The 25,439-nt window shown below is 73.7% G+C and carries 22 protein-coding genes; 10 read left to right on the forward strand and 12 right to left on the reverse strand.

The genetic code is table 11. From position 1 onward, the window contains the following. Positions 1-233: 233 nt before the first annotated feature. The 3 genes from ABT294_RS39460 to ABT294_RS39470 all read right to left on the reverse strand — a co-directional run bounded on the left by ABT294_RS39460 (position 234) and on the right by ABT294_RS39470 (position 3,561). Entirely contained in the window at positions 234-1,445 is a 1,212-nt protein-coding gene (locus tag ABT294_RS39460) for a hypothetical protein (protein ID WP_350811555.1), read from the reverse strand. A 127-nt stretch (positions 1,446-1,572) separates the two neighbouring features. Beyond that, on the reverse strand, positions 1,573-2,334 hold the full coding sequence (locus tag ABT294_RS39465; protein ID WP_350811556.1) for an SDR family NAD(P)-dependent oxidoreductase: 762 nt from the start codon (positions 2,332-2,334) through the stop codon (positions 1,573-1,575). A 93-nt stretch (positions 2,335-2,427) separates the two neighbouring features. Then, on the reverse strand, positions 2,428-3,561 hold the full coding sequence (locus ABT294_RS39470) for an MFS transporter (protein ID WP_350811557.1): 1,134 nt from the start codon (positions 3,559-3,561) through the stop codon (positions 2,428-2,430). A gap of 106 nt (positions 3,562-3,667) precedes the next feature. Between ABT294_RS39470 and ABT294_RS39475 the strand changes: the two genes are divergently transcribed. Beyond that, positions 3,668-4,102 (forward strand): MarR family winged helix-turn-helix transcriptional regulator, encoded by a 435-nt coding sequence (locus tag ABT294_RS39475; protein ID WP_350811558.1) that lies wholly within the window; start codon positions 3,668-3,670, stop codon positions 4,100-4,102. Here the strand turns inward: ABT294_RS39475 and ABT294_RS39480 are convergent. The 3 genes from ABT294_RS39480 to ABT294_RS39490 all read right to left on the reverse strand — a co-directional run bounded on the left by ABT294_RS39480 (position 4,089) and on the right by ABT294_RS39490 (position 8,906). Continuing rightward, positions 4,089-5,822, reverse strand: a complete 1,734-nt coding sequence (locus ABT294_RS39480) for an ATP-binding cassette domain-containing protein (RefSeq protein WP_350811559.1) — start codon at positions 5,820-5,822, stop codon at positions 4,089-4,091. The two genes, ABT294_RS39475 and ABT294_RS39480, sit on opposite strands and share 14 nt — an antisense overlap. Continuing rightward, entirely contained in the window at positions 5,819-7,537 is a 1,719-nt protein-coding gene (locus ABT294_RS39485; protein ID WP_350811560.1) for an ABC transporter ATP-binding protein, read from the reverse strand. The genes ABT294_RS39480 and ABT294_RS39485 overlap by 4 nt, the downstream gene beginning before the upstream one ends. A gap of 151 nt (positions 7,538-7,688) precedes the next feature. Continuing rightward, entirely contained in the window at positions 7,689-8,906 is a 1,218-nt protein-coding gene (locus ABT294_RS39490; protein WP_350811561.1) for a serine hydrolase domain-containing protein, read from the reverse strand. A gap of 157 nt (positions 8,907-9,063) precedes the next feature. On the opposite strand from ABT294_RS39490, the gene ABT294_RS39495 reads away from it, so the two are divergent. Beyond that, complete coding sequence (locus ABT294_RS39495) at positions 9,064-9,426, forward strand: arsenate reductase family protein (protein WP_350811562.1); 363 nt, start codon at positions 9,064-9,066, stop codon at positions 9,424-9,426. 127 nt (positions 9,427-9,553) lie between these two features. Here ABT294_RS39495 and ABT294_RS39500 read toward each other — a convergent pair whose 3' ends face one another. Together ABT294_RS39500 and ABT294_RS39505 are read right to left on the reverse strand one after the other, a co-directional pair. Next, on the reverse strand, positions 9,554-10,243 hold the full coding sequence (locus tag ABT294_RS39500) for a response regulator (protein WP_350811563.1): 690 nt from the start codon (positions 10,241-10,243) through the stop codon (positions 9,554-9,556). Continuing rightward, positions 10,240-11,553, reverse strand: coding sequence for a sensor histidine kinase (locus ABT294_RS39505; RefSeq protein WP_350811564.1), 1,314 nt, complete (start codon positions 11,551-11,553; stop codon positions 10,240-10,242). The genes ABT294_RS39500 and ABT294_RS39505 overlap by 4 nt, the downstream gene beginning before the upstream one ends. A gap of 135 nt (positions 11,554-11,688) precedes the next feature. On the opposite strand from ABT294_RS39505, the gene ABT294_RS39510 reads away from it, so the two are divergent. Genes ABT294_RS39510 through ABT294_RS39520 form a run of 3 tightly spaced genes read left to right on the forward strand, consistent with a single transcriptional unit; the run spans position 11,689 to position 14,974 of the window. Continuing rightward, positions 11,689-12,627, forward strand: coding sequence for an ATP-binding cassette domain-containing protein (locus tag ABT294_RS39510; RefSeq protein WP_350811565.1), 939 nt, complete (start codon positions 11,689-11,691; stop codon positions 12,625-12,627). After that, a complete protein-coding gene (locus tag ABT294_RS39515; protein WP_350811566.1) occupies positions 12,624-14,201 on the forward strand; it encodes an ABC transporter permease subunit in 1,578 nt (525 codons plus the stop codon). The genes ABT294_RS39510 and ABT294_RS39515 overlap by 4 nt, the downstream gene beginning before the upstream one ends. Then, positions 14,198-14,974 (forward strand): ABC transporter permease, encoded by a 777-nt coding sequence (locus tag ABT294_RS39520; protein ID WP_350811567.1) that lies wholly within the window; start codon positions 14,198-14,200, stop codon positions 14,972-14,974. The genes ABT294_RS39515 and ABT294_RS39520 overlap by 4 nt, the downstream gene beginning before the upstream one ends. Before the next feature lie 19 nt (positions 14,975-14,993). Here ABT294_RS39520 and ABT294_RS39525 read toward each other — a convergent pair whose 3' ends face one another. Then, positions 14,994-15,638: a TetR/AcrR family transcriptional regulator gene (locus ABT294_RS39525; protein WP_350811568.1), complete on the reverse strand. Its 645-nt coding sequence runs from the start codon at positions 15,636-15,638 to the stop codon at positions 14,994-14,996. Between the two features lie 77 nt (positions 15,639-15,715). Between ABT294_RS39525 and ABT294_RS39530 the strand changes: the two genes are divergently transcribed. After that, a complete protein-coding gene (locus ABT294_RS39530) occupies positions 15,716-16,183 on the forward strand; it encodes a DUF2867 domain-containing protein (protein WP_350811569.1) in 468 nt (155 codons plus the stop codon). A gap of 48 nt (positions 16,184-16,231) precedes the next feature. On the opposite strand, the gene ABT294_RS39535 is transcribed toward ABT294_RS39530, so the two are convergent. Both ABT294_RS39535 and ABT294_RS39540 read right to left on the reverse strand, forming a co-directional pair. Further along, entirely contained in the window at positions 16,232-17,197 is a 966-nt protein-coding gene (locus ABT294_RS39535; protein ID WP_350811570.1) for a metallophosphoesterase, read from the reverse strand. A gap of 109 nt (positions 17,198-17,306) precedes the next feature. Next, entirely contained in the window at positions 17,307-18,029 is a 723-nt protein-coding gene (locus ABT294_RS39540) for a TetR/AcrR family transcriptional regulator (protein ID WP_350811571.1), read from the reverse strand. Between the two features lie 96 nt (positions 18,030-18,125). Here ABT294_RS39540 and ABT294_RS39545 point away from each other — a divergent pair, with 96 nt between their 5' ends. Next, positions 18,126-19,784, forward strand: a complete 1,659-nt coding sequence (locus ABT294_RS39545) for an FAD-dependent monooxygenase (protein WP_350811572.1) — start codon at positions 18,126-18,128, stop codon at positions 19,782-19,784. Positions 19,785-19,848: 64 nt separating this feature from the next. On the opposite strand, the gene ABT294_RS39550 is transcribed toward ABT294_RS39545, so the two are convergent. Next, a complete protein-coding gene (locus ABT294_RS39550; RefSeq protein ID WP_350811573.1) occupies positions 19,849-21,087 on the reverse strand; it encodes an MFS transporter in 1,239 nt (412 codons plus the stop codon). 186 nt (positions 21,088-21,273) lie between these two features. Here ABT294_RS39550 and ABT294_RS39555 point away from each other — a divergent pair, with 186 nt between their 5' ends. From ABT294_RS39555 to ABT294_RS39565, 3 genes are read left to right on the forward strand one after another with little or no spacing between them, the layout of a single operon-like run. Next, positions 21,274-22,503, forward strand: coding sequence for an alanine racemase (locus tag ABT294_RS39555; RefSeq protein ID WP_350811574.1), 1,230 nt, complete (start codon positions 21,274-21,276; stop codon positions 22,501-22,503). A 37-nt stretch (positions 22,504-22,540) separates the two neighbouring features. Further along, a complete protein-coding gene (locus ABT294_RS39560; protein WP_350811575.1) occupies positions 22,541-23,923 on the forward strand; it encodes a diaminobutyrate--2-oxoglutarate transaminase in 1,383 nt (460 codons plus the stop codon). Further along, complete coding sequence (locus tag ABT294_RS39565; protein ID WP_350811576.1) at positions 23,920-25,422, forward strand: pyridoxal phosphate-dependent decarboxylase family protein; 1,503 nt, start codon at positions 23,920-23,922, stop codon at positions 25,420-25,422. Before ABT294_RS39560 ends, ABT294_RS39565 begins: the two co-directional genes overlap by 4 nt. Positions 25,423-25,439 lie beyond the last annotated feature (17 nt).

Raw genomic sequence — 25,439 nt, forward strand, 5'->3', positions numbered from 1 at the left:
AGCCCGCGTACGGTCTGGGTGAGCATCTTCTGGCTGACCCCGGCGATGATCCTGGTCAGGTCGCCGTAGCGGAGCGGACGCGGCCATCGCCCGGGCCGTCGCGGCGCCGATGCCCGACGACGCGCCGGTGATCAGCACGCGTGCGCCCGCGAGTCTCAACGGGCCCCCATCCACGTCGCTCCCGGCTGCTCCCCGGTTGCTTCCCGCAGACGGCGACCCGTAAGCGCGGCCGGTCAGCCGGCAGAGGCGCCGGACCTCTGCTGGAACCAGGCCAGCACCTTGGGCAGCGACAGCCTGAGCGAGCCGAAGTGGTTCACCTCGCCGACCTCCGTGAGGGTCGCGTCCACATGCCGCGCCCGCAGCTCCTTCAGGCAGCTCGCGGAGTTGGCGACGACCACGTCGCGGTCGCCGGTGGCGGCGAAGAGCCGCACCTGCGCCCCGGGTCGCAGGTCGCGGCACGTCGTGTCGTTCTCCCTGATCGCCTTCAGCAACCGGCCGGTGGGCTTGCCGAGCTTGCCGAGGTAGGCCGGGGTGAGAAGCTCGTCCGGCGTGGACGGGAGGGCGGCCGCGATGGTGTCCCGGTCGTGGCTCCCGTCGAGCAGGTCCGTCACCTTCGCGTCGTACGGCGGGCGGAAGGCTTCAGACGGTTCCTGGTAGATGTCGTAGACCCGGTCCATCGAGGTCAGCCAGTAGGCGAGGTAGAAGGCCGCCGACCGCCCGTCGAGCGTGCCGTCCACCGCGGCCGGGAACTCGGCGTGCTCGATGTCGAACGGGCCGCTGATGGGCGCGATCGCGGACACGTCCAGGTCGCGGTCCTTCTGCAGGGCCGCGCCAAGGGCCATGGCGGCGTGGCCTCCCTGGGAGAAGCCGGTCACCATGATCCGCTTGTCGAGTGTGACCTGGTGCTGCCCGGCGAGCGTCCGGGCGGCCTTGAGGAAGTCGACGGAGGCCCCGGCCTCGGTGGCGGTGTGCATGTACGGGTGCGCGCCCGGCCCTTCGCCCAGGCCGAGATAGTCGGCGGCGGCCGCGGCGAAGCCGTGCGCGGCGAAGTAGACCGGCAGGTAGCGGCCCTCCCCCTTGGACGCCACCGAGGGCGCTTCCTGCTTGTCTGCCATCGTGCCGTGGCTGTAGCTGACCACGCGAAGGTCGTGGGCGGAGGTCTGGGGCAGGACGAGCGATCCGGTGGCCGTGGTGGGCCTGCCCTGCACGTCGACGGTGCGGTAGCTGACGCTGTAGACGTCGACGCCCTTGGCGTCCGCTATCTCGGGAAAGCCCGCCTTGCCGAGGAAGGCGTTGACCTCGGCGCTCGTCATGCGGGCCGACTGCTCGGCCTTCACCAGGGCGCCTCTGGCGGGAGCCGCCGCGGCGGCGGTCGTCGTCAGAGGCGCAGTGGCCACCAGGGCGGCGCAGGTGAGAGCGGCGATGCGCGGAAGGTTCTTGATCACGACAGGACGCTATGCCCCCACGCGTGGCCGCCCCAAGCAGGACATCCCCCGCTTCGTGGTAGGGAGGGCCTTACCTGCCCGCGACGTGCCTCGACCGCGGCGGTCCGGCTCGTCGACCGGCGTCGCATCAGGCGAGGTAGCCGCCGTCGATGGTGAGGACGGTGCCGGTGATGAAGGACGCGCCCGGGCCTGCCAGGAACGCGATTCCCGCCGCGATCTCCTCCGGCCTCCCGAAGCGGCCCATCGCGTTGGCCGCGCGCTGGACGTCGGCGAAGGGTCCGTCCGCGGGGTTCATGTCGGTGGCCACCGACCCGGGCTGGACGACGTTGACGGTGATGCCCCGGGGCGCGAGGTCCCGGGCCGCACCCTTGGTGTAGCCGATGATCGCGGCCTTGGTCGACGCGTAGTCGGCGACGCCCGCGAATCCGGGGCGGACGGCCTGCATGGAGCCGACGGTGATGATCCGTCCGCCGTCGCCGAGGAGCCGGGCGGCGGCCCGGATGCCCGCGGTGACGCCGCCGACGTTGACGGCAAGTTGCCGGTCGAAGGCCGCCAGGTCGCCGTCGGCGTCGTCGACTCTGCCGGCGACGTACGTCGCGGCGTTGTTGACCAGCACGTCGAGCCGTCCGAAGTCGGCCGTGACGGCGGCCACGAGGTCGCCGACCTGCCGGGGGTCGCCCTGATCGGCCCGGTAGGCGGCGGCCCGGGCCCCGGCGCGTCCGAGGTCGGACACGAGGGCCTCGGCCTCGTCGGCGGAGACGGAGTAGCTGATCGCCACCGCGGCTCCGTCGGCTGCCAGGGCGCGGGCGGTCGCGGCTCCGATGCCGCGCGACCCGCCGGTCACGAGGGCGACCTTGCCCTCCAGCGCCCTGCCTGCTGCGCTACTCATGCACACTCCTCATGTCGATCGCTGCTGAAAGAAAGGGGGCGCCGGCTTCCGCCACCATCCGGCTGGACACCGGGCCCACAGGAGGCGACAGCCTCAGGCGCGGGCGGCCGGCACGCGGTCGCGTCGCAGGCTGTAGAGCGCGACGGCCAGGCCGGCCGCGGTGAGGAGCGCGCCGACGAGGTAGATCGACCGCAGGCCCGGCCCGCCGCTGATGACCTCACCGCCCAGCCAGCCGGCGAACGCGGCGGCGACCTGGAAGCCGGAGGCGTTGACCGCCACGGCCAGCGTCGGGGCCGCGCCGGCCGTGGACAGCACCCGCGTCTGCATGCCCGGGATGATGGCGAACGCCAGCACCCCGATGACGAAGGTCATGACCACCGCGGCCACCTGGACCCCGCTGACGAGCCAGAACAGCGCCAGAACGGCTGTCAGCACGGCGAGCAGGCCGGTCAGCGACGGCATCAGGGCCTTGTCCGACAGCCAGCCGCCGAGGAAGTTCCCGGCCACCGCGCCGGCGCCGTAGACCAGCAGCAGGGCGGGCACCGAACCGGCGGCGAACCCGCTGACGTCGGTGAGCAGGGGCGTGATGTACGTGAAGACGGTCATGATGCCCACGTTGCCGACCGCGGTGAGGACGATCGCGAGCTGGACGTCCCGATTGGCGAACACGCGCAGTTCGCCGAGCACCGACCCCGTCGCGACGGCGGGCTGGGCGGGGACGAACCGCAGCACCAGCAGCAGGGCCGCGACGCTGAACGCGGCCACCGTCGTGAACGTCGCCCGCCAGCCGAGGTTCTGCCCGATGAGGGTGCCGATCGGCGTCCCAAGGATGATGCCCAGGTTCATTCCCAGGGCGACCTTCGCCACGGTGGACGCCTGCTTGCCCGCGGGGGCCATGGAGACGGCGGTGGCGACCGCGACGGCGAAGAACGTGGCCACGATCAGGCCGGCGGCGAACCGCGCCACCAGCAGAACGGCGTAGTTCGGCGCCACCGCCGAACCCAGGTTCGCGAGGACGGACACCGCGACGAGGCCGACGATGAGCGGTTTGCGGCCGAGCCGCGCCGTCAGGACGGTGACCACCGGCCCTCCGACGATCATGCCGATCGCGTAGGCGGTCACCAGCGCGCCGGCCGCGGGAATCGACACCGACAGGTCGGCGGCCACGTCCGGCACGATGCCGACGATCACGAACTCGCCGGTCGTCAGGCTGAAGACCACCAGCATGAGAGAGAAGACAGGAAGCGGCACGAAGAACGCCCCAAATACATCTAGTTCGAATAATGCGAACTAGAACTATCATAGTTCGAAGCAGGAACGCTACGCTGAGGACATGACAAGGCAGCCGGAACTGGTGACGGACGGCCAGATCGATCGCGACGTGTGCAAGCTGGTCCACCAGTTCGCGCAGCGGCTCGACGTCCACGTGCGCCGCATCGCCGAGGAGGTCGGGCTCACCCCGACCCAGGTCGTCGCGCTCCGCGAGCTGTCCGAGCCGATCACCGCGCGCGAACTCGCCACCCGGATGTCCTGCGAGCCGTCGAACGCGACCTTCGTCCTCGACCGGCTGGAACAGCAGGGGCTGCTCGAACGCCGGCCGCACCCTACGGACCGGCGCGCCAAGCAGATCGTCCTCACCCCGGCCGGAGAGCGTTGCCGGGCCGACGTCGTCGAACGCCTGGGCGCCCAGTCCCCGCTGGTCACGCTCACCGCCGACCAGCAGGACACCCTGCGCGAGCTGTTGCGGGCGCTCGTCACGCCACGCTGAACGCCGATCCCGGATCGTCCAGCGGGCTGAGCGACCACAGCCGCCGCATCTCCGGGCAGCTCTCCAGCAGCTCGTCCAGCGTCCCCGTGCCGACCACCCGGCCCCGGTCGAGGACGATGATCTGGTCGGCGCGCGCCAGCACGGCGGGACGGTGGGAGACGACCAGCAGCGTCGACACGCCGGTGATCCGCTCCCACAGCTGCCGTTCTGTCTCCACATCCAGGGCCGAGGACAGGTCGTCCACGACGAGCAGGTCCGGCGCGCGGACCAGCGCCCGCGCGGCGGTCGCCCGCTGCGCCTGGCCGCCTGACAGGCGCATGCCCCGGGAGCCGACGACGGTGTCGAGTCCCTCGGGCATGGCGGCCAGGTCGCGGTCGAACGCCGCCAGCTCCACCGCCCGCTCCAACTGGTCGGCGGGCCAGCCGAGCAGCAGGTTCTCCCGCAGTGAGGCGGAGAACAGCCGCGGCACCTGCCCGGCGTAGGCGACCCGGCCCGGCACCAGGAAGCCGCCCGGGTCGGCCACCTGCCTGCCGTTCCAGCGGATCGTCCCGGCGGTCAGCGGTTCCAGCCCGAGCAGGGCGCGCACCAGCGTCGTCTTGCCCGCGCCGACCGCGCCGGTGATCACCGTGCACGATCCACGTTTGATCTCCAGGTCCACCCCGTGCAGGCCGTGCGCGGCGGTGAGGCCGCGCGCCTGGAGCACGTCCAGCGGGTCACCGGGCGCCGGGCGCGCCGCGGCGGGGTACTCCCGGCGGAACCAGACGCCGGTGTCGCGGGCCAGGTCCTCCCCCGGGCCCGTCATGGCGGTGAGCCGCTCGGTGGAGACCGCTGCCTGGGGCATCCGCGAGAGGATCACGCCGACGCTCCGCGGCAGCGCGGTGAGCCAGCCGACATAGGTGGTGAACAGCGCCAGGTCGCCCACCGTGAAGTCGCCGCGGCGCATGGCCGGCGCGGCCAGCAGCAGGACCAGCCCGATGCTGATCTCGACGGTCGCGCCGGTGGCGGTGCTCAGCAGGTCCGTCGCGAGCCGATCCTGCACCGCCGCCTCGCGACGCCGGCGGTTGTGCCGGCGCAGGCGCTCCAGCACCGCCTCCTCGGCGCCGGCGGTCTTGATGGCCAGCACGCCGCCGAAGATCGCGCCGAGGTGGCCGGTGACGGCCGCGCCGAGCCCGCGGGCCTGCCGGTGCAGCCGCCTGATCAGCCGGTTCATCAGACGGCTCAGCACCCCGATCGCGACCGTCGGCACGACCAGGACCAGCGTGATGACCGGGTCGATGGACGCCATGATCGCCAGCGCGACCGCGCTGAAGAGCGTGGCTCCGGCCAGCGGCACGGACTCGTCGACGAACTCCACCACGTCGCTCACGTCGTCGCGCAGCCGGGCGACCGCCTCGCCGGAGGAGTGCGGCACCCGTCCCCTGCCGGTCAGGACCGAGCGCAGCACGTTCGCCCGCAGCAGCGTCGCCGCCGCGCTCCACCAGTAGTCTCCGTACGTCCAGGCGATGACGATCGTCAGGCCGCGGACCACTTCCACTGCCACGAACGCCGCGCACAGCAGCAACGGCACCCGGCGGGCGGTGAGATCGTCGAACAGCCGCTGCAGGATCAGCCCGCTGACAAGCGGCAGGACGCTGGCCGGCAGCCACAGCAGGCCGCCGACGAGGTAGCGGCGCAGGTCGAAGCGGGCCAGCGCGCCGGCCACCGTCATGACGGGCTTCACCGGCCCACCTCCGCGAGCATCCGCGCGAACCGGCTGGCCGGGTCCGCGAGGAGGTCCTCCCGGCGGCCGTACTCGACGATCCGGCCGTCGGACACGACGGCGATCTGGTCCACGCGCGACAGCGACGCGAGCCGGTGCGCGATGAGCACGCCGGTCCTGCCGGTGAGCAGCCGGGTGACGCTGCGCTCGATGCGGCGTTCGGTGGCCGGATCGAGCCGGCTGGACGCCTCGTCGAGCAGCACGAGACCGGGGTCGGCGAGGAAGGCCCGCGCGAAGGCGAGCAGCTGCGCCTCCCCCGCCGAGACGGTGCCGAGCCGGGCGTCGAGGTCCCAGCCCGCGAGGCCGACGTCGGCGAGGATCTCCCGCAGCCGGTCGTCGTCGGCGAAGGGCCGGAACAGGGTGAGGTTGTCGCGGACGGTGGCGTCGAACAGCTGCACGTCCTGGGTGACCACGCCGATCCTCCTGCGGACCGACGCGGCGTCGACGTCGCGCAGGTCCACTCCCCCGACCCGGACGACGCCCGCCGTCGGGTCGTACAGGCGCGCCACCAGACGGGCGATGGTGGTCTTGCCGCTGCCGGTGCGGCCCACCAGGCCGAGCGTCTCGCCCGGCGCCAGGCTGAGCGTGACGCCCTTGAGCACCGGCTCGGCACCGTGATCGTGAGCGAGGTCGTAGGCGAAGTCGACGGCGTCCAGCTCCAGGCGCAGCGCCCCGGTCGCGGGCAGCTCCCCGACCGTGGCGGACACGGCCGGCGTGCGCCGTTCGGCCAGCAGGTCGCCGATGCGCCCCAGCCCGGCGAGGGCGGTCTGGTAGTGGCGCAGCTGGTCGATCAGCCGCTCGAACGGCGTGCGGACCATGAGCGTGTACTGGAACAGCAGCACCGCGGTGCCGACGCTGAGCGTGCCCGACAACGCCAGCATGAGGGCCGTGCCCGCCGCGAAGGCCACGCTCGTCGCGGCCAGGATGGCGCTGCCCACCGCGCTCGCGCGCAGCCCGGTCCGCCACAGCGCGGCGCTGACCTGGTAGAACCGCCGGACGGCGTGCTCGCCCGCGCCGTTGGCACGCAGGTCGTCCGCCCCGGCCAGCCGCTCCTCCAGGTAGCCGAACAGGGCGGCGTCGGCCGCCCGCGCGCGCATGGCGGAGGGCACGGCGAGGCGCTGCGCGCGGATCATGCCGAGGGCGACCAGCACGCAGTACGCCAGCAGCACCGCGCCGATGCGCGGGTCGACGGCGAACACCACGACGACGACCCCGCACAGCAGCAGCGCGCTGGCCACCACGTCCAGCAGGAACGCCACGACGAAGTCGGCGACCGCGACCACGTCGCCGTCCACCCGCTCGATCAGCTCGCCGGGCGTGTGCCTGCCGTGGAAGTCCATGTCCAGGCCGAGCGTGTGCTCGGCGAGCCGTTCGCGCAGCCGGTTGGTCCCGTCCCAGGCCACCCTGCTGGCCAGCCAGGCGGTGACCATCCGGGCGGCCTGCCCGGCGACGGCCACGGCGAGGTAGCCCAGCGCGATGAGCGTGAGCTGGTGGAGGCCCGCGCCGCCGGCGGCGTCGTCGACGAACCGGCGGGTGAACTGCGGCGCCGCGAGCGGCAGCGCCGTCGCGGCCGCGACGGCGAGAGCCAGGAGCCCGGCCGGGCCTGGCCCTGGCAGGAGAGAGCGGAGAACGCGCCTACCGGAGGCTGCCCTCCCCGAGGTCAACGAGGTCGACAAGCGTCATGTCCTTTGCGTGGATGACTGGGGCGTGCTGGACGGACATGAACGCGTGCCTCATTTCGCCTCCTCGGCCGGCGGGTGTGTCGATGGGAGTAGAGCAGGCGGCCCGACCGGCGGGCAACCGGCTATTTCGGCGGTGGTGGTCCGCTCAGTCGTCGATGACCTGGTAGGCGCAGGTCCAGAAGTCACGGAAGACGGCGGGCGGCGTCGGGGAGGTCATGTACCGCTGGGTCAGCAGGATGCCGATCAGCTCCTCGGCCGGATCGGTGTAGACGCAGGTGCCCGTGCCGCCGGTCCAGCCGAACCGTCCGGGGACGTTGGCCAGGTCGTCGCGCCGGGTGACGACGTTGATCCCGAGCCCCCAGCCGCTCGCGCCGCCGAAGAACACGGTGTTCTCGGCCTTCTGCTGCTCGGTGAGCTGGTCGGTGGTCATCAGCTCGACCGACGGCCTAGACAGGATGCGTTCTCCTCCGTGCCGGCCCTTGTTCAGCATCCCCTTGTTCAGCATCATCGTGCAGAAGGCCAGCAGGTCGTCGGCGGTCGAGACCAGTCCCCCGCCCGCGGACGGAAAGGCGGGCGGCCGCGCCCACCGGGAGTCGCGGGGGTCGTCGGCGAGCACGAGCGCGCCGGTCGCGGGATCCGGGCTGTAGCCGGCGGGCAGCCGGTCCAGCTTGCCGGCGGGGACGTGGAACCCGGTGTCCTTCATGCCGAGCGGCTCGAAGAGGCGCTCCCTCAGGAACTCCTCCAACGGCCGCCCGGTGGCCCTGGCCATGAGCACCCCCAGGACGTCGGAGCCGGTGTGGTACATCCACTTCTCCCCCGGCTGGTGGATCAGCGGCAGGGCGCCGAGCCGCTTCAGCCACTCGTCGGGCCCGATCTCCGCGGCCCGCGGGCCAGGGGACAGCCCGGCCTCGTCCATCGCCCGCTGGATCGGGTACTCCCCGGGCGCCGCCAGCACGGCGCCGATGCCCAGCCGGTACGCCAGCAGGTCGCGCAGCGTGATCGGCCGGAGCGCGGGAACCGTGTCGTCGAGCGGCCCGTCGGGCCGCCGCAGGACCCTGCGGCCGGCCAGTTCGGGCAGCAGGTCGTCGACCGGGTCGTCGAGCCGCAGCCGGCACTCCTCCACCAGGATCATGGCCGCCACGGCGGTGATCTGCTTGGTGACCGAGGCGATCCGGAAGATCGCGTCGCGGCGCATCGGCCCGCCCTCCCCACCGGCCTCCCTCGTGCCGACCGCCTCCACGTGCACCTCGCCGCGCCGCGCCACCATGGCGACCAGGCCCGGCACGTCGCCGCGGGTGACGTGGCCGGTCAGCACCTCGCGCATCCGCCCGAGCCGTGCCGTCGACAGTCCTGAAGCGCTCATCGCCTGCTCCTTCACGTCATGGGCGTGCCTCACGCCTCCCACGTGACCCATAAGACCGTACGACGGCGCGGAACTCATCGGAGCGCGTCTAAACCGTGTGACGCCCGGCTCTAGGGTTGGTCGCGACAGGTTCGAAGAGGTCGTGGCAGGAGACGGCATGGAGATCTGGATCAACCCCGACTGTTCCAAGTGCCGCTCGGCGCTGTCGGTCCTCGACGCCGAGAAGGCCGACTACACCGTCCGGCGCTACCTGGACGACCCGCCGAGCGAGCAGGAGCTGCGCGACGTGCTGGGCAGGCTCGGCCTCGAGCCCTGGGACATCACCCGCACCGGCGAGAGCGCGGCCACCGGCCTCGGCCTGGACGGGTGGCCCCGCGACGCGGCGAACCGCGAGCGCTGGATCACGGCGCTGGCGACCCATCCGGCTCTGATCCAGCGTCCCATCATCACCGCCGATGACGGCTCGGCGGTCGTCGGACGGACCGAGGAGGCCGTCCGCTCGGCGCTGCCGGATCGGTGACGCCCGCCGCCGCGCGCAGGACGTAGTCGTCGCCTCCCACCTGCCCGCCTTTCAGCGCCACCTCGAGCCCGTCGCAGGCAGGGTCGCCGGCGGCCAGGCACACCGGCCCGCGGCGGGTCGGGACGCGTCACAGCCCGCGCGTGCCGGGCACGACCAGGCCCGTCTCGTACGCGGTGACGACCGCCTGCGTCCTGTCGCGCAGCCCGAGCTTGCTCAGCACGCGGCTGACGTGCGTCTTCACGGTCTCCTCCGTGACCGTCAGCCGGGCCGCTATCTCCGGATTGGACAGGCCCTCGGCGACCAGTCGCAGGACCTGCGTCTCGCGTGGGGTGAGCGCGCCGAGCGCGGCCGACGCGGAGGCGTCGGGCTTGGGCTGCAGCTGGGCGAACTCGCTGATGAGGCGGCGGGTGACCGCCGGGGCCAGGAGCGCCTCGCCGGCGGCGATGACGCGCACGGCGTCGAAGAGCCGTTCGGCGGTGACGTCCTTGAGCAGGAAGCCGCTGGCTCCGGCCCGGAGCGCGTCGTAGACGTACTCGTCCAGGTCGAAGGTCGTCAGGATGAGGACGCGCGGCCCGTCGGCCGCGGAGCCGGCGAGCCGCCTGGTGGCCTCGATGCCGTCCATGGCCGGCATGCGGACGTCCATGAGGACGACGTCAGGGGAGAGCTCGCGGCAGACCCGCACCGCCTCCACCCCGTCGGACGCGGTCGCGACGACGTCGAAGTCCGGCTGGGTGCCGAGCAGTTCGGCGAATCCGGTGCGCACCACCAGGTGGTCGTCGGCGACGACGATCCGGATCGGCGGGGGCTGAGCGCTCATGCGGCCGTCTCGTCCTTTCCTGGCAGGCGGGCCTCGACGAGGAAGCCGCCGCCGGTGGCGGGGCCGGCGCGCAGCTCGCCGCCGACGGCCGCGGCGCGTTCCCGCATGCCGGACAGCCCGTGCCCCTCCCCCGCCGTGGACTGGCCCGGCCCGTTGTCGCGGACGAGCAGCCGCAGCGCGTCGCCGGTGTAGTGCAGTTCCACGTCGACGGCGGCGCCCGGCGCGTGCCGACGGGCGTTGGTGAGGGCCTCCTGGACGATGCGGTAGGCCGCGAGCTCGACGCCGGGGTCGAGGGTGACCGGCGAGCCGCGCAGGATGAGGCGGGTGCCCGTCCCGGAGGCCGCGCGTGACTCGTCGAGCAGCTCGTTGAGCTCCCGCAGGCGCAGGCCGGGCTGGGGCTGCCGGTCGGCCGCGTCGGTCTCGGCGTCCTCGCGCAGCACGCCGAGCAGCCGCCGCATCTCGGTCAGCGCCGCCCTGGCGGTGTCGCCGATGGCGGACAGCCGCTGCGCGCCGGCGTCCGGCATTCCCGGGATGGCCAGCCGGGCCGTCTCGGCCTGCACGGCGACCATGGAGATGTGGTGGGCGACGACATCGTGCAGTTCGCGGGCGATGCGGGCGCGTTCGCCGCGTGCCGTGTGCTCCAGCAGGCTGTCGGCGATGACCTGGCGGGCGGCCGTGTCGGCCAGCGCCTCGCCGCGCGCCCGCCGGGCGATCCCGGCCAGCGCCGCCGCCGGGGCCAGACACCCCAGCAGCAGGACGAGAACCCGCAGCTCGCCGTCGGCCGGGTAGGCGAGGGCCAGCACCGGGAACGGCGCGGCGAGCAGCAGGGCCGGCCGCTGCGAGCCGCAGCGGCCGAGCCGGTACGCGGCGAGCAGCTGCGCGGCGACGCCCGCCACGGTCAGCGTCTGGAAGGCGGCGGCCGACAGCAGGCTCGTCGCGGAGACGACCGCCGCCGCTGCGGCAGGTTGCGCCCACAGCAGCGCGATCGGCAGTGTGGCGGCCAGGCCGAGCAGGCCGAACACCACGTAGTACAGCGCGGCGCCCGGACCCGCGGCCGGAGGCGGGCCGCCGAGGTGCGCGACCGTCGCCCCCACCGTCTCGCCCACCGTCATGCCCACTGCCTCGCCCACCGGCCGGCTCACGGTGTGGCCGAACTCGTACGCCAGCGGGGTGGTGCGGGCGTGCGCGACTGACTCGGCCAGCGCGAGCAGCGCCAGCAGCACGCCGGCCACGACGGGCGCGTGGGGAACCGCGGCGACCCTCCGCCACCCGGAGGCCCATCCCCCTGACCGGTCATACGCTCGATCCACGCAGGCCATTGTCGCGGTTGTCCGGAATCCTGGCATCCCTCGCGTGAGCGAGGGGACGTCCCTCGCACCAGGGACCGCCAAGATCGCTCCGCCGCGTGACGACCTGCGCTTTCGCCGTTGCCTACTCTGCCTGGCATGGAAGCGACCATCGAAGTGTCCGGGCTGCGCAAACGGTTCGGGCAGACCACGGCGCTGGACGGGATGTCCTTCACCGTGCGGCCGGGGCAGGTCACCGGCTTCGTCGGCCCCAACGGCGCGGGGAAGTCCACCACGATGCGGGTGATCCTCGGCCTGGACGCGGCCGACGAGGGCCGGGCGTTGATCGGCGGGCGGCCGTACCGGAGCCTGCGCCACCCGCTGCGGCACATCGGGGCGCTGCTGGACGCCGCCGCGCTCCAGCCGAGCCGCACCGCCCGCAACCATCTGCTGTGGCTGGCCCACTCCCAGGGTCTGCCGTCCAGGCGGGTCGACGAGGTGATCGGGCTGGTGGGGCTGGAGTCGGCGGCCCGGCGGAGGGCGGGCGGCTACTCGCTGGGCATGCGGCAGCGGCTCGGGATCGCCGCCGCGCTGCTCGGCGACCCGCCGATGCTGATGCTGGACGAGCCGGTCAACGGCCTGGATCCGGAGGGCATCGTGTGGATCCGCGGCTTCCTGCGGTCGCTGGCCGCCGAGGGCCGCGCCGTGCTGGTGTCCAGCCACCTGATGAGCGAGCTCCAGGACACCGCGGGCCATCTCGTGGTGGTGGGCCGCGGCCGGGTCGTCGCCGACACCGGTGTGGCCGAGCTGATCGCGGCCGCGTCCCGGGGCCGCGTCACGTTGCGCACCACGGCGCGGCCGGCGGCGATGAGCGTGCTCGCGCAGGCCGGCGCCACCGTGGCCGCGACCGACCGCGACACGCTCACCGTCTCCGGGCTGGCCGCCGAGCACGTCGTGGCGCTCCTCAACCGGAGCGCGGTGCCGTTCTCCGAGGTGGCGGCCCATCGCGCGACGCTGGAGGAGGCGTACATGGACCTCACCCGGGACGCGGTCGAGTTCCGCGCCGCCGCGGGAGCCGGGCAGGAGGCGGCACGATGACCACCCCCGCGACCACCACTGCCCCGTGCCGCTCGGGCCTGCGGGCCGGGCGCGACGGCTTCGCCCAGTTGCTGCGCGCGGAGTGGACCAAGTTCAGGACCGTCCGTGGCTGGGTGCTCGGCCTGGCGGTCGCGACGCTGGTCATCGTGCTGCTCGGGCTGCTGTCCGCGTCGGGCACCACCACCTCGTGCGGCGATCCGGACGAAGCCTGCCCCGCCCTGGTCGTGGGGCCGGGCGGTGAAGCGGTGACGGACCACTTCTTCTTCGTCCACCAGCCGCTGGACGGGGACGGCAGCATCACCGTCCGCGTGACCTCCATGACCGGCGAGAAGCGCCTGCCGGACGCGCAACCGGGGGTCCGGCGGGTCGCGCCCGGAGTCGTGCCGTGGGGGAAGGCCGGGATCATGGTCAAGGACGGCGTCCGGCAGGGCTCCGCCTACGCGGCGGTCATGATCACCGGCGAGCACGGCGTGCGGATGCAGGACAACTTCACCCACGACGTCGCCGGACGGCCGGGCGGCGTCTCGAAGGAGGCGCCGCGCTGGCTGCGGCTGACCCGCTCTGGCGACACCCTCACCGGCTACGAGTCCGGCGACGGCCGGCAGTGGACCAGGGTCGGCACCGCCGTCCTGGCCGGGCTGCCGGCCACGGTGCGGATCGGGCTGTTCGCCGCCTCCCCGGGTGATATGACGGTGACCCAGGGCGATCTCGGCGGGGCCGTCGTGGCGGTGCGCTTCTCCGAGACCACCGCCGCCTTCGACCAGGTCGGCCTGCAGGGCAAGGCGACCGGCGGCACGTGGGCCCACGACGACGTGGGGGTCGTCTACGAGGCTGACGGGCAGCCCCACCATCCGGGGCGGTTCACCCAGTCCGGCGACACGTTCACCGTCACCGGGGTCGGCGACATCGGGCCGAGCACCGAAGGCATGACCGTCGAGAGCCCCCTGTCCGGGATGCTGGCCGGGCTGATCGTGGTGATCGTGGTGGCGGTGCTGTTCATCACCGCCGAGTACCGGCGGGGCCTGATCCGCACCAGCCTGCTCGCCAGCCCGCGGCGCGGCCGGATGCTGGCCGCCAAGGCGTTGGTCGTCGGCGCGGTGACCTTCGTCGCCGGGCTGGCCGCCACCGGCGCGGTCGTCCCGATCGGCACGCGGATCCTGCGCTCCAACGGCAACCAGGTCCTCCCGGTGAGCACGCTCACCGAGCTGCGGGTCGTGGCCGGCACAGCGGCGCTGCTCGCCGTCGTCGCCGTCTTCGCCCTGGCTCTCGGCGCCCTGTTCCGGAACAGCGCCGCGGCGGTCACCGCCGCCATCGCGGTCGTCGTCGTGCCCCACGTCCTCGCGACCGCCTCCGTCCTGCCCGTGGGCGTGTCGCAGTGGCTCCTGCGGCTCACCCCGGCGGCCGGGTTCGCGATCCAGCAGAGCATCCCGGAGTACGCGCACGTGCTCGGCTACTACAGCCCGCAGGGCGGCTACTACCCGCTCGCGCCATCGGCCGGGCTCGCCGTGCTCTGCGGCTACGCCGCGCTCGCCCTCGGCCTGGCCGTCGTCCGACTGCGCCGGAGGGACGCGTGAGACGAGAACTGCACGCTGAATGGACCAAGTTGCGCACCGCACCGGGCACCGGCTGGCTGTTGCTCGCCGTCGTCGCGCTGACCGCGGCGTTGGGCGCCGCGGCCGCCGCGACGGTGTCCTGCCGGGCGGCGGGGTGCACCTACGACGCCCCGAAGCTCAGCCTCATGGGGGTGCAGGCGGGGCAGGCGGTCGTCGTCATCCTGGCTGTGCTGGCGATCAGCGGCGAGTACGGCACCGGCATGATCCGCACCACCCTGGCGGCGATGCCGCGCCGGGACTCCGTCCTGGCGGCCAAGGCCGTCGTCCTCACCGGCGTCACGCTGGCCGCGGGGACCCTCGCCGTGCTCGGGTCCGTGCTGGCCGGGCGGCTCATCCTGCCCGGCAACGGCTTCACTCCCGAGAACGGCTTCCCGCCCCTGTCACTGGCCGACGGGCCGACGCTCCGGGCCGCGGCAGGCTCGGTGCTCTACCTCGCGCTCGTCGCCCTGCTCAGCCTCGGCGTCGCCATCGCCGTGCGGGACTCCGCCGCCTCCGTCGGGGTCGTGTTCGGCCTGCTCTACGTCCTGTCGGTGCTGCCCTTCATGGTCTCCGACCCGGGCTGGCAGGTGCTGCTCTGGCGGATCTCGCCGATGAACGCCGGGCTCGCCGTCCAGGCCACCACTCACCTGTCCACCTTGCCCCTCAGCCCGTGGGCGGGCCTGGGCGTGCTCGCCGCCTGGGCCGCGGCGGCGCTTCTGGGCGGCGGGCTGCTGCTCCGGCTGCGCGACGCGTGACCGGGGCCGGGTCGAACGGTCAGGGGTCGGCGGGCTCGGACGGCTCGGGGGCGGTCGGGTGCGGGCCGGTGAGCCGGTCGAGGCCCGTCTGCGCGGGGAAGAGGCCGCCCAGGGCGCGGAGGCACAGGTCGCGCACCTCGTCCCGCGACGGTCGCGAGTGTTGCAGCCATTCGACGCACACGGCGCGCACGAAGGCCAGCCACCCGTGCAGCGCCGCGGACGCGACCTCGCGGGCGCGTTTCTCCTCGCCCAGGGCGTCGAGCAGGCGGTTGCGGAGCGTGGCGAGCTCGTCGGAGATGATCGCCTGGATGGCCGGGTCGCCGGCGAGCGCGCCCCGGTTGGCGGTGAGGATGTTGTGCTTGTGCGCGGCGAAGTAGTCGAGGTGCGCGTCGAGCCCGGCCTTCACCTGCTCGGCCATCGGAAGCCCGGGGTCGATCCGGCTGGCGGCCAGGAGCCGGTCGCTGTCGCGCTTGAAGATCGCCGCGAACAGCTCGCGCTTGCCCGGGAAGTACCGGTACAGGAGCCCGCGGGAGACGCCGGCGCGCGCGGCGATGTCCTCCATGAGCACGTCCTCATAAGGGTGCTCGGCGAACATCGCGGCGCCGACGTCGAGTAGCTGGCCGCGCCGCTGTTCCGGGGCCAGCCGCCGTCTCCTTTCCACCATGGACGCAGCTTACTTGACACGTGTGAAATGACGCTCTTACTGTACACGTGTTAAATAACTCGTGGATGGAGGAGAGCATGGGCGTCCGGCCTGGCCCGGTTCGGGCACGTCGAGTCGCCGCGTCCCTGCCCGGCACCGCCGCGCCCGACTACACGGACGCCTTCGAGGTCACGACCGGCGTCGGCGCTGCGCGCTCGCCCGAGCAATGGGCACGCGCGGTCTTCGAGGACGCGCCGCCGCCGGTGCGCTGGTTCCTGCTCGTGGGGTGGCGCGGCGTCCTGGGGCTGCGGCTGGGGCCCCGGCCGTCCGCCGACCACGTTCTCGGCTGGCGGATCGCCGCGTCAGAGCCCGGCTCGGTCCTTCTCACCGTGCGGTCAGCGCTGATGACCGCTCAGCTGCGGCTCCGCGAGGCGGGCTCGACCGTCGTCCTGACCAGCACCGTCACCTACACGCGACGGGGTGCGCGCCCGCTCTGGGCGCTCGTCGGCCCGGTGCATCGGCGGATGGTCCCGTATTTGCTCGCCCGTGCCGCGTCACGCCGATGACCGGCCTCGCCCGGCAGCACGCTGGCGCGCCACCGGGCGACGGGGCTTTCAGGAGGCGGGCACGGTCTGAGGCTGCCAGGAGAACACCGCGCGCGAGCGGGGCTCGACCGTGACGCGCAGCCACTGGGTCGCCGTGACGCCGTACGTCTCCAGCCTCGTCAGGTTGGGGACGCCCGCGTAGCCGGTCTCCACCTCGTACACGTGCTCGTCACCGTGCACGAGCAGGACCGGCTTGCCGTACGCCTTGGCACGGTCGGTGATCCGGGCGCGGATCTCGGCGAATCCCTGGGTGTCGGTCGGCTCGGCCTGCATCATGAGCAGCACGCCGGGGGCGTTCGTCCGGCCCGCGGTGTCGAAGGCGGTGTCGATCCAGTCGAGGGCCGCCGCCTTGCGCGCGGTGAACTCGGCCAGTCGCAGGTCCGGACGGTCGCCGCCCGGCAGCTGTGCCCACGGCGCCAGGTCGTTCTCGCTGCCGACCACGTGCACGGTCGCGAACACGACGCCCTGCCGGCGGAACAGCACGTTCTCCTTGTAGGCGCTGTGCCGGGTGTCGGACGCCTGGGTCCGCACGCCCATCGGGTGGCGGCCGAGCGTGTGGCCGGCCTTCGGGTAGAAGAACGTGCGGACCGCGTCCAGCCGCTCGGTCGGCACGTAGCCGCCCGCCGCGGTGCGGTGGCAGTCGGTCCACTCGTTGTCGCCGGGGGTCAGCACGAACGGGTCGTCGAAGGTGCCGAACAGCTTGGCCAGGTCGGCGAAGCGCGCGTCGTCGCAGGTGGACCCGCCGTCCTTGACGTCACCGGCGTGCAGGACGAAGCGGACGTCCGGGTCGGCGTTCACCGCGTCGACCAGCGCAGGGAACGCGGCGCGCTGGTCGGCGCCGTACGGGGTGTCGCCAAGGAGGGCGAAGCTGAGGGAGGGGCCGCGGGCCCCCTGGGCGTCGGCCGACGCGGGAGTGACGGCGCCGGCGACCAGGGCCGCCATCAGCGCGGCGACAGCGGCGGAAGATTTACGCATGGCCCGATTCTCCGCATAGCCCAACAACACGGACATTTCGCAGAGTCGACGGCGCACCGAACGGCTCGCTGACATTCACCCGCCCCACCGCGGCCACCCCGGTGAAAGCTCAGCGCGTGCCGCGCACCCTGGCCTCGGCCCCGTCGAGCACGCACGCGAGGCCGAAGGCGAAGCGCTCGTCCGGGGTGGAGTCCTCGGCTTCGATCACCCGGCGGGCGAACTGCGGGTAGGCGCCGCTGTCGATGACCTCGCGGATGTAGGGGCCGACGCCGGCCCGCCACTGCTCCTCGGTCAGGCCGGAGCGCCGTTGCGCCTGGAGTTCGGCCAGTTCCTGCGCGACCGTGCCGAACACGTACGCCAGGACCGCGTCGACGACGTTGGCGGCGAGGGTGATGTCAGGGGTGAGCGCGGCGGCGGCGGTGAGCGCGACATCCTGCTGGCGCAGCGAGTTCGCGCCGAGCGCCGGCCGGCCGGTGAGCTCGGAGCCGAGCCACGGATGGCGAAGCAGCGTGGCACGCGTGTGCTGGGCGACGCTCGTGAGGTCGGCCCGCCAGTCGCCGGACAGCGTGGGCGGCCCGTCTTCGCCGTGCACCTTGTCGATCATGAGATCCAGCAGGTCGTCGCGGCTGGCGACGTACCGGTAGAGCGAGGCCGTCCCGGAGCCGAGCTCGGCGGCGACCCGGCGCATCGACAGCGCGGCCAGCCCCTCGGCGTCGGCGATCACGACGGCCGTCCGGACGATCTGCTCCACGCTCGGCGCCTGGCGGCGCGGCGTGCGCTGGTCCCTGCTCCACACCAGGACGGAGGCCGGCTCCTTCCCCTGATCGGCCATCACGGTCCTCCTCATCTGGGCTGTTGCGAACAGCGTACCGTAATGGCTACGGTGTTTCCGAATGAGAACACCGTAGCCATAACGAGGAGGCGTCACATGCCCGAGACCCGAGTTCCCGTCCTGATCGCCGGCGGCGGCACGGTCGGCCTGGCCGCCGCGCTGTTCCTGGCCCACCACGGCGTCGCGTCCCTGGTCGTGGAGGGCCAGGCGGGGCCGTCCCGCCACCCCCGCGCCACCGGGCTCGGCCCGCGGACCGTGGAGTTCCTGCGACAGGCGGGGCTCCAGGAGGAGGTCAACGCGGTGGCCATCGACATGTCGGCAGGCAACCTCGGCAAGATCTCCGCCACGACGCTGGCCTCCGCCGACCTGTCCAGCCTGCCGAGGGCCGCCATGGCTCGTCCGGGATGGCGAGCCGACCGGGTCAGCCCCGGCGCGATCCGCGGCACCTGCCCGCAGCACCGGCTGGACTCGGTGCTGCTGCCGGCGGCACGCGCGCGCGGCGCGACCGTCCGCTACGCGACCCGGCTGCTCTCCTTCGAACAGGACGCCGACGGTGTCACGGCGGTCCTCGACGACCACGAGGTGGTGCGGGCGGACTACCTCGTGGCCGCCGACGGCGTGCGCAGCAACGTGCGGACCGCGCTCGGCATCGGCACGTCGGGGCCGGGCGGGCTCGGCACCCCGAACATGAACATCCTGTTCGGCGCCGACCTCAGCCCTTACACGCAAGGGCAGTCCTTCGTCGCCTGCGACATCACCACCCCGGACTCGCCCGGCATGCTGATGACGGTGGACGGCGAGAAGGAATGGACCTTCCACCTCAGCTACGACCCGGACGCGGGCCAGACGGCCGAGGACTTCACCCCCGAACGCTGCCGCGAGCTGATCCGCGCGGCGATCGGCGTCCCCGACCTGGACGTGGAGGTGCTCAGCACGCTGCCGTGGCGCATGCGGGGCCTGCTCGCCGACCGCTTCCGCGCCGGGCGGGTGTTCCTGGCCGGTGACGCGGCGCACGTGGTGCCGCCGCTGGGCGCGTTCGGCCTGAACACCGGGATGGCCGACGCGCACAATCTTGCCTGGAAGCTGGCCGCCGTGCTCGCCGGCCAGGCCGGTCCCGGCCTGCTCGACAGCTACGAGGCCGAACGGCGTCCCGTGGGGGCGCTCGCGCTGGAGCAGTCGCTGCTGCGGCTGGCCGATCCGCGGCTGCACTGGGACCACGACCCGCAGACGGCCGCCGCGCGCGCCGCGGCCGGCGTCGTCAACGCGCCGGTCGTGCACCTGGGCTACCGCTACGACTCCGGCGCGGTGATCGACCCGCGACCGGAACTGCCCTCCCGCGAGGACGTCGAGCTCGACCTGGACGGAACCCCCGGCTCCCGCCTCCCACACCTCTGGATCGAACAGGACGGCCGGCGGCTGTCGACCCTCGACCTGGTGCGGTCCGGGTTCACCCTGCTGACCGGCGCCGGCGGCGACAGGTGGGTGCAGGCAGCCCGGGACGTGGCCGTCCGCCTCGGGGTGGAACTCGCAGCGCACAAGATCGCCCCGGGGGCCGGCCTGACCGACCCGGAAGGACGCTGGCCGGGCATCGCCGGCCTGGGTGCGGACGGCGCGCTGCTGGTGCGTCCCGACCAGTTCGTCGCCTGGCGGGAGCCCGCCCTGCCCGACCACCCGGCCGACGCCCTCGCACAGGCCCTCACCCGGCTGCTCGCCCGCGACGGCCGCGTCCCGGTTCTACGCCCCAAGCAGGGGTGAGATCCTCTAGGACGGGTGCTCGGCGTGGTCGTGCGCCGCCACCGGTTCGCGGGCGGGCATGGGGTCAGCCGACGCTGAGCGGGGTGGTGCGGTACGTGCGCCAGACGGTGATGTCGTAGCCGATGCCCAGGGCGGCGCCGAGCAGCAGCGGCGCGCCGAAGACGGCCAGCGGGCCGTCGAGCAGCAGGGTGGCGGCGATGGGGCTGACGCAGACCGCGACACTGCGGGCCAGGCTGGTCATGCTGGCCGCGGTCGTCCGGTACGCGGGCGCGACGACGGCGGCGGTGAAGGCCTGCCGCGCCGGCACGTCGATCTTGGAGAAGGCCTGGCGGAGCAGCAGCAGCGTGACCGCGCCGCCGAAGGTGGGCGCGAGCGGGATACAGGCCAGCAGCACGTTGGCGGCGGCGTGCGGAAGCAGCATGGCCGCCAGCAGGCCGCGGCGGGAGGCGAGCAGGGGCGCGCCCAGCTGGGCGAGGGCGGGCAGCAGGTTCGCGGCGAAGAAGACCAGGCCGAGCTGGGCGGTGGTGGCTCCATACTGGTGGGCGAACCACCAGGCCAGGACGGCTTGCACGGCCAGGCCGCCGGAGAAGGCGTCGAGGGCGAACAGTCCGGCCAACCGGCGGACCGGCCACGGCACCCGCTCGCCGTCCCTGGCTTGGGCCCGCTCGCCGGACGCGTCCTGCCGCGCCGGCGCCTCGGCGTCGGGGGAAAGCCGCCAGAACAGCAGCACGGTGCCGGCGGCCAGCAGCGCGTACAGTGCGAAGGCCGCGTCGGCGGCCGACACCCACCGTTGCAGGCCCAGGCCGGCGGCGGCCAGCCCGCCCGCCGCTCCGGCGCCGAGGGCGATGACGTTGTACCAGGTGAAGACGCGGGTGTGCCGGGACGGATGGCAGGTCTGGGCGAGAATGGCCTGCTCGACGCCGGAGAACGGGGTGTTGTCGTTGGTGGACGGCGAGATCGTCCCGATGAAGGCGGCGGCGATCAGGACGGGGTAGGACTCGCTGACCGCGAACACCGTGCCGGCCAGCGCCATCAGGCAGCCGCACGCGATCAGCACCCGGCGGCGTCCCCAGGTGTCGGCGAACAGCCCCAGCACCAGGCTGAACGCCACCGAGCCCGCGGACGCCACCGCCAGCAGCAGCCCGGTCTGCCACGGTGCGTCGCCGTCCTGGCTGAGCAACTCGGCCAGCAGCACGCTGGTGCAGCCGTACCCGAACGTCCGTAGCGCCCGCGCCGCCACCACGAGCCGCCCGCTGTGCCCCACTTCACGCAGAAATAGGGCGCTGATCTGCAGGTTCGCCATGGAGCATGGTGACGCGGCGGCCTTCTGGACGCACGGCGAAACGCCGAAAGATCTCCCCGTGCGCCTTGATCACCAAGCCGGCAGACGATCAGCGAAAGATCCGGTTGGCCCTTCAGGATGGCGAATTATTAGGTTAGGCTTCCCTAAGTTGTCGCCCGGCGCCATGCCTACCTCTGGGGTGCGTCCTTGTCCATCCAGCTCCCGCCCTCTGCCGCCCCGCGTTCCGCCTACCCGGTGGACGCGCTTCCCACGCCGCTCCGCCTCCGCCTGCTCGACCTCGCCCGGCGCGAGCAGCCGGTGTCGGCCTACGTGTACGACGGGTCGATCGCGGCCGAGCGCGCCCGCGAGCTGCGCGCGGCCCTGCCGAGCTGGGCGGCCGTCTACTACGCCGTCAAGGCGAACTCCTTTCCCGGCGTCGTCGAGGCTCTCGCCCCGCACGTGGACGGGTTCGAGGTCGCGTCGCTCTCGGAGCTGGAGCTGGCCCTGGGCGCCCGCCGGCCGGCCCGGGTCGTGGCGGCGGGCCCGGCGAAGTCCGTGCCGGTGCTGACCGCGCTCGTCCGGGCGGAGGCCGAGGCGATCAACGCCGAGAGCCTGCTCGAACTGCATCGGATCAGCCGGATCGCGGTCGCCGAAGGCGTGCGGGCGCGGGTCGCGCTGCGGGTGAACCCCGCGCGCAGCCCCGTCAGCGGATCGTTACGGATGGGCGGCACCCCGTCCCAGTTCGGCGTCGCCGAGCCGGACGTGCCCGGCGTGCTGCGCGAGGCCCTGCGGCTGCCCGGCCTCGACGTGGTCGGCTTCCACGTCCATGCGGCCTCGGGCAACCTCGACGCCGACGCGCACGCCGCCTACCTGCGCTGGTGCGTGGAGTGGAGCGCACGGACCGCCCGCGCGAACGGCGTGGACCTGCGCCTCGTCGACGTCGGCGGCGGCATCGGCGTCGCGTTCGAGGGTGGGAAGCCGTTCGACGTGGCCCGCTTCGGCGAGCTGGCCGGGCGGGTCGAGCCGCCCGCAGGGGTGCGGGTCGTGCTGGAGCCCGGACGCTTCCTGGTCGCCGACTGCGGCTGGTACGCCGCCGAAGTGATCGACGTGAAGCGCTCGTACGGCGAGTGGTTCGTCATGGTTCGCGGCGGGATCAACCATTTCCAGCTGCCCACCTCGTGGGAGATCGTGCACAACATCGCCGTGCTGCCGGTCGAGCGGTGGCGGGAGAGCTGCCCGCGCCCCGCCGCCCGCGACGCCACCGTGACGGTGGTCGGCGAGCTGTGCACACCGGAGGACACCCTGCTGCGCGACGTCCGGGTGGACCGGGTGCGCGCCGGTGACCTGGTCGTCTTCCCGTACGCGGGGTCCTACGGCTGGGAGTTCGCCATGCATCGCTTCCTGGGACACCCCGTCGCCGAACGCCACTCGTTGTGAGCTCACCCGTACCCGACCTGCTTCAGGAGCCTGATCGATGAGCACGCACATCACCGCAGTGACCGATGACCGCGCGGACGCCGTCCTGCGGCGCCAGCGCGCCCGGGAGTCCTCGGCTCGCACCTATGCCCGTTCGTTCCCGATCGTCCCGGTCCGTGCGGAGGGCATGACGATCGAGGGCGCCGACGGCCGCCGCTACCTCGACTGCCTGTCCGGCGCCGGGACGCTGGCCCTTGGGCACAACCATCCCGTCGTGCTGGAGGCCGTCCGCCGAACCGTGGACAGCGGGGCGCCCCTGCACGTGCTGGACCTGGCGACGCCGGAGAAGGACGCGTTCACCGAGGCGCTGTTCGCCACGCTGCCCCGCGCCTTCGCCGAGCGGGCGCGCGTGCACTTCTGCGGACCCGCCGGGACCGACGCGGTGGAGGCGGCGCTGAAGCTGATGCAGACCGCCACCGGGCAGCGCGGCGTGCTGGCCTTCACCGGCGCCTACCACGGCATGACCGCGGGCGCGCTGGCGGCCACGGCCAACGTGGCGGTCAAGACGCCGGTGCCCGGGATCGCGGCCGACGTGACCCGGTTGCCGTACCCGTACGCGTATCGCTGCCCGTTCGGTGTCGGCGGCGAGCGGGGTGCGCGGCTGTCGGCCACGTACATCGAGCGGCTGCTCGACGACCCGGCGGGCGGCGTGGTCGCGCCCGCCGCGATGATCCTGGAAGCGGTGCAGGGCGAGGGCGGCGCGGTGCCCGCCCCGGACGCGTGGCTGCGCGAGATGCGCCGCATCACCGCCGAGCGGGAGATCCCGCTGATCGTCGACGAGGTGCAGACCGGCGTCGGACGCACCGGCGCCTTCTGGGCGGTCGAGCACAGCGGGATCGTGCCGGACGCCATCGTGATGTCGAAGGCCATCGGCGGAAGCCTGCCGCTGGCGGTGCTCGTCTACCACGAGGACTACGACGGCTGGCTGCCCGGCGCGCACACCGGCACGTTCCGCGGGAACACCCTGGCCATGGCCGCCGGGGCCGCGACGCTGCGGTACGTCTCCAGCGAGGGCCTGGCGGAACGGGCGGCGGTGGTGGGCGCCCGGATGGCGGCGCGGCTCGACGGGTTGCGCGCGGACCTGCCCGCGATCGGCGACGTGCGCGGCCGCGGCCTCATGCTCGGCGTCGAGCTGGTCGACGCTGCGGCCGCGCCCGATGCGTGCGGGGCGCGCCCGGCGGTTCCGCAGGTGGCGGCGGACGTCCGCGCCGCGTGCCTGGACCGGGGCCTCATCGTGGAGCTCGGCGGCCGGTACGACTCCACGGTCCGGCTGCTGCCACCGCTGACCATCACCGACGACCAGGTCGAAGCGGTCCTGGACCGGCTCACCGACGCCATCGCCGCGGTGACCGGCCCCCGGCTCGCGGAGCGCTCCGCATGAGCCGGGAACCCGAACTGCCCGACGGTGGTCCAGAGGCAGCGGCCACCCTGGCCGGCGGTGGGGGCGGGGCCGCCGTCCTGGAGCCGCTGGTGCGTACCGTGCTGGACGCCCTCGCCGCGGGCGCGGCGCGGCGCGGCGGGCCGGTTCCCGCCGGAAGCCCCGAGGGTCTCGGCGCGGAGGTCGCGCGGGCCCTCGCCCACCCGGATCGGGGCGGCGCGCTCGGCAGGCTGACCGCCCTGCTGGCGTACGGCAGCGCCGATCCGGCGGAGCCGTCCTGCGCGGCGCACCTGCACTGCCCGCCGCTGGCCGTGGCCGTGGCCGCCGACCTGGCGGTGTCCGCGCTCAACCCGTCGCTGGACTCCTGGGACCAGGCGCCCGCCGCGACGACGCTGGAGACGCTGCTGCTGGAGGAGCTGGCACGGCTGGTGGGGTTCGGGTCCGGGGCCGCCGGCGTGCTCACCTCCGGCGGCACCGAGTCCAACCTGATGGGCCTGATGCTGGCGCGGGATCTGGTGCTCGGCCGGGCGAGCGGGCGCCGGATCGAGCTGGCCGGAGTGCCGGGAACCGCGCCACGCGCGAGGATCTTCGCCTCCGAGGCCGCGCACTTCTCGACGCGCCGGGCGGCGGCCCTGCTCGGACTCGGCGAGGACGCGGTCGTCCCCGTCCCCGTCGACCGGGAGCTGCGGATGGACCCGCGGGCGCTGTCCGAGGCGCTGCGGGACAGCGTCTCGCGCGGCGAGCGGCCCGTGGCGGTGGTGGCCACGGCGGGCACCACCGACACCGGGGCGATCGACCCGCTGCGCGAGTGTGCGGCGCAGGCCGCCGAGCACGGCGCCTGGCTGCACGTCGACGCCGCGTACGGAGGCGGCGCGCTGCTGTCGGACCGGCTCGCGCCGCTGCTGGACGGTGTCGAGCTGGCCGACTCGGTCTCCCTGGACTGGCACAAGCTGGGCTGGCAGCCCATCCCGGCCGGCGTCTTCCTGGTACGGCGAGCGGAGACGTACGCCTCGCTGGCCCGCCGGGCGGCCTACCTCAACCCGGCCGACGACGAGGAGGCCGGCTATCCCAGCCTGCTGGGGTTGTCGCTGCGCACGTCCCGGCGCGCCGACGCGTTCACCATCGCCGTGACGCTGCGGACGCTGGGCCGCGACGGGCTGGGCCGGCTCGTCGACGCCTGCCACGACCTCGCCCACGCCGGTGCGGCGGCGGTGCGCGCCCACCCGCGGCTGGACCTGCACGCCGACCCCGTCCTGACCACGTTCCTGTTCCGTTACCTGCCGTCGGACCCCGCGCGGGCGGACCGCGTGAACGCCGGGCTGCGGCGCAGGCTGCTGCGCGAGGGGACGGCGGTGGTCGGCCGCACGGAGCTCCCGGGCGAGGGCCCGGGCCGGGTCCGGCTCAAACTCACCCTGCTCAACCCGCACACCACGCCCGCCGAGGTCGAGCGGCTGCTCCAGGGGGTCGTCGCGGCGGGCAAGGCCGAGGAGGACCAACTGTGAGCCCACGCAGGCCGAGC

The organism is Nonomuraea sp. NPDC000554 (assembly GCF_040300065.1).
Lineage (GTDB): Bacteria > Actinomycetota > Actinomycetes > Streptosporangiales > Streptosporangiaceae > Nonomuraea.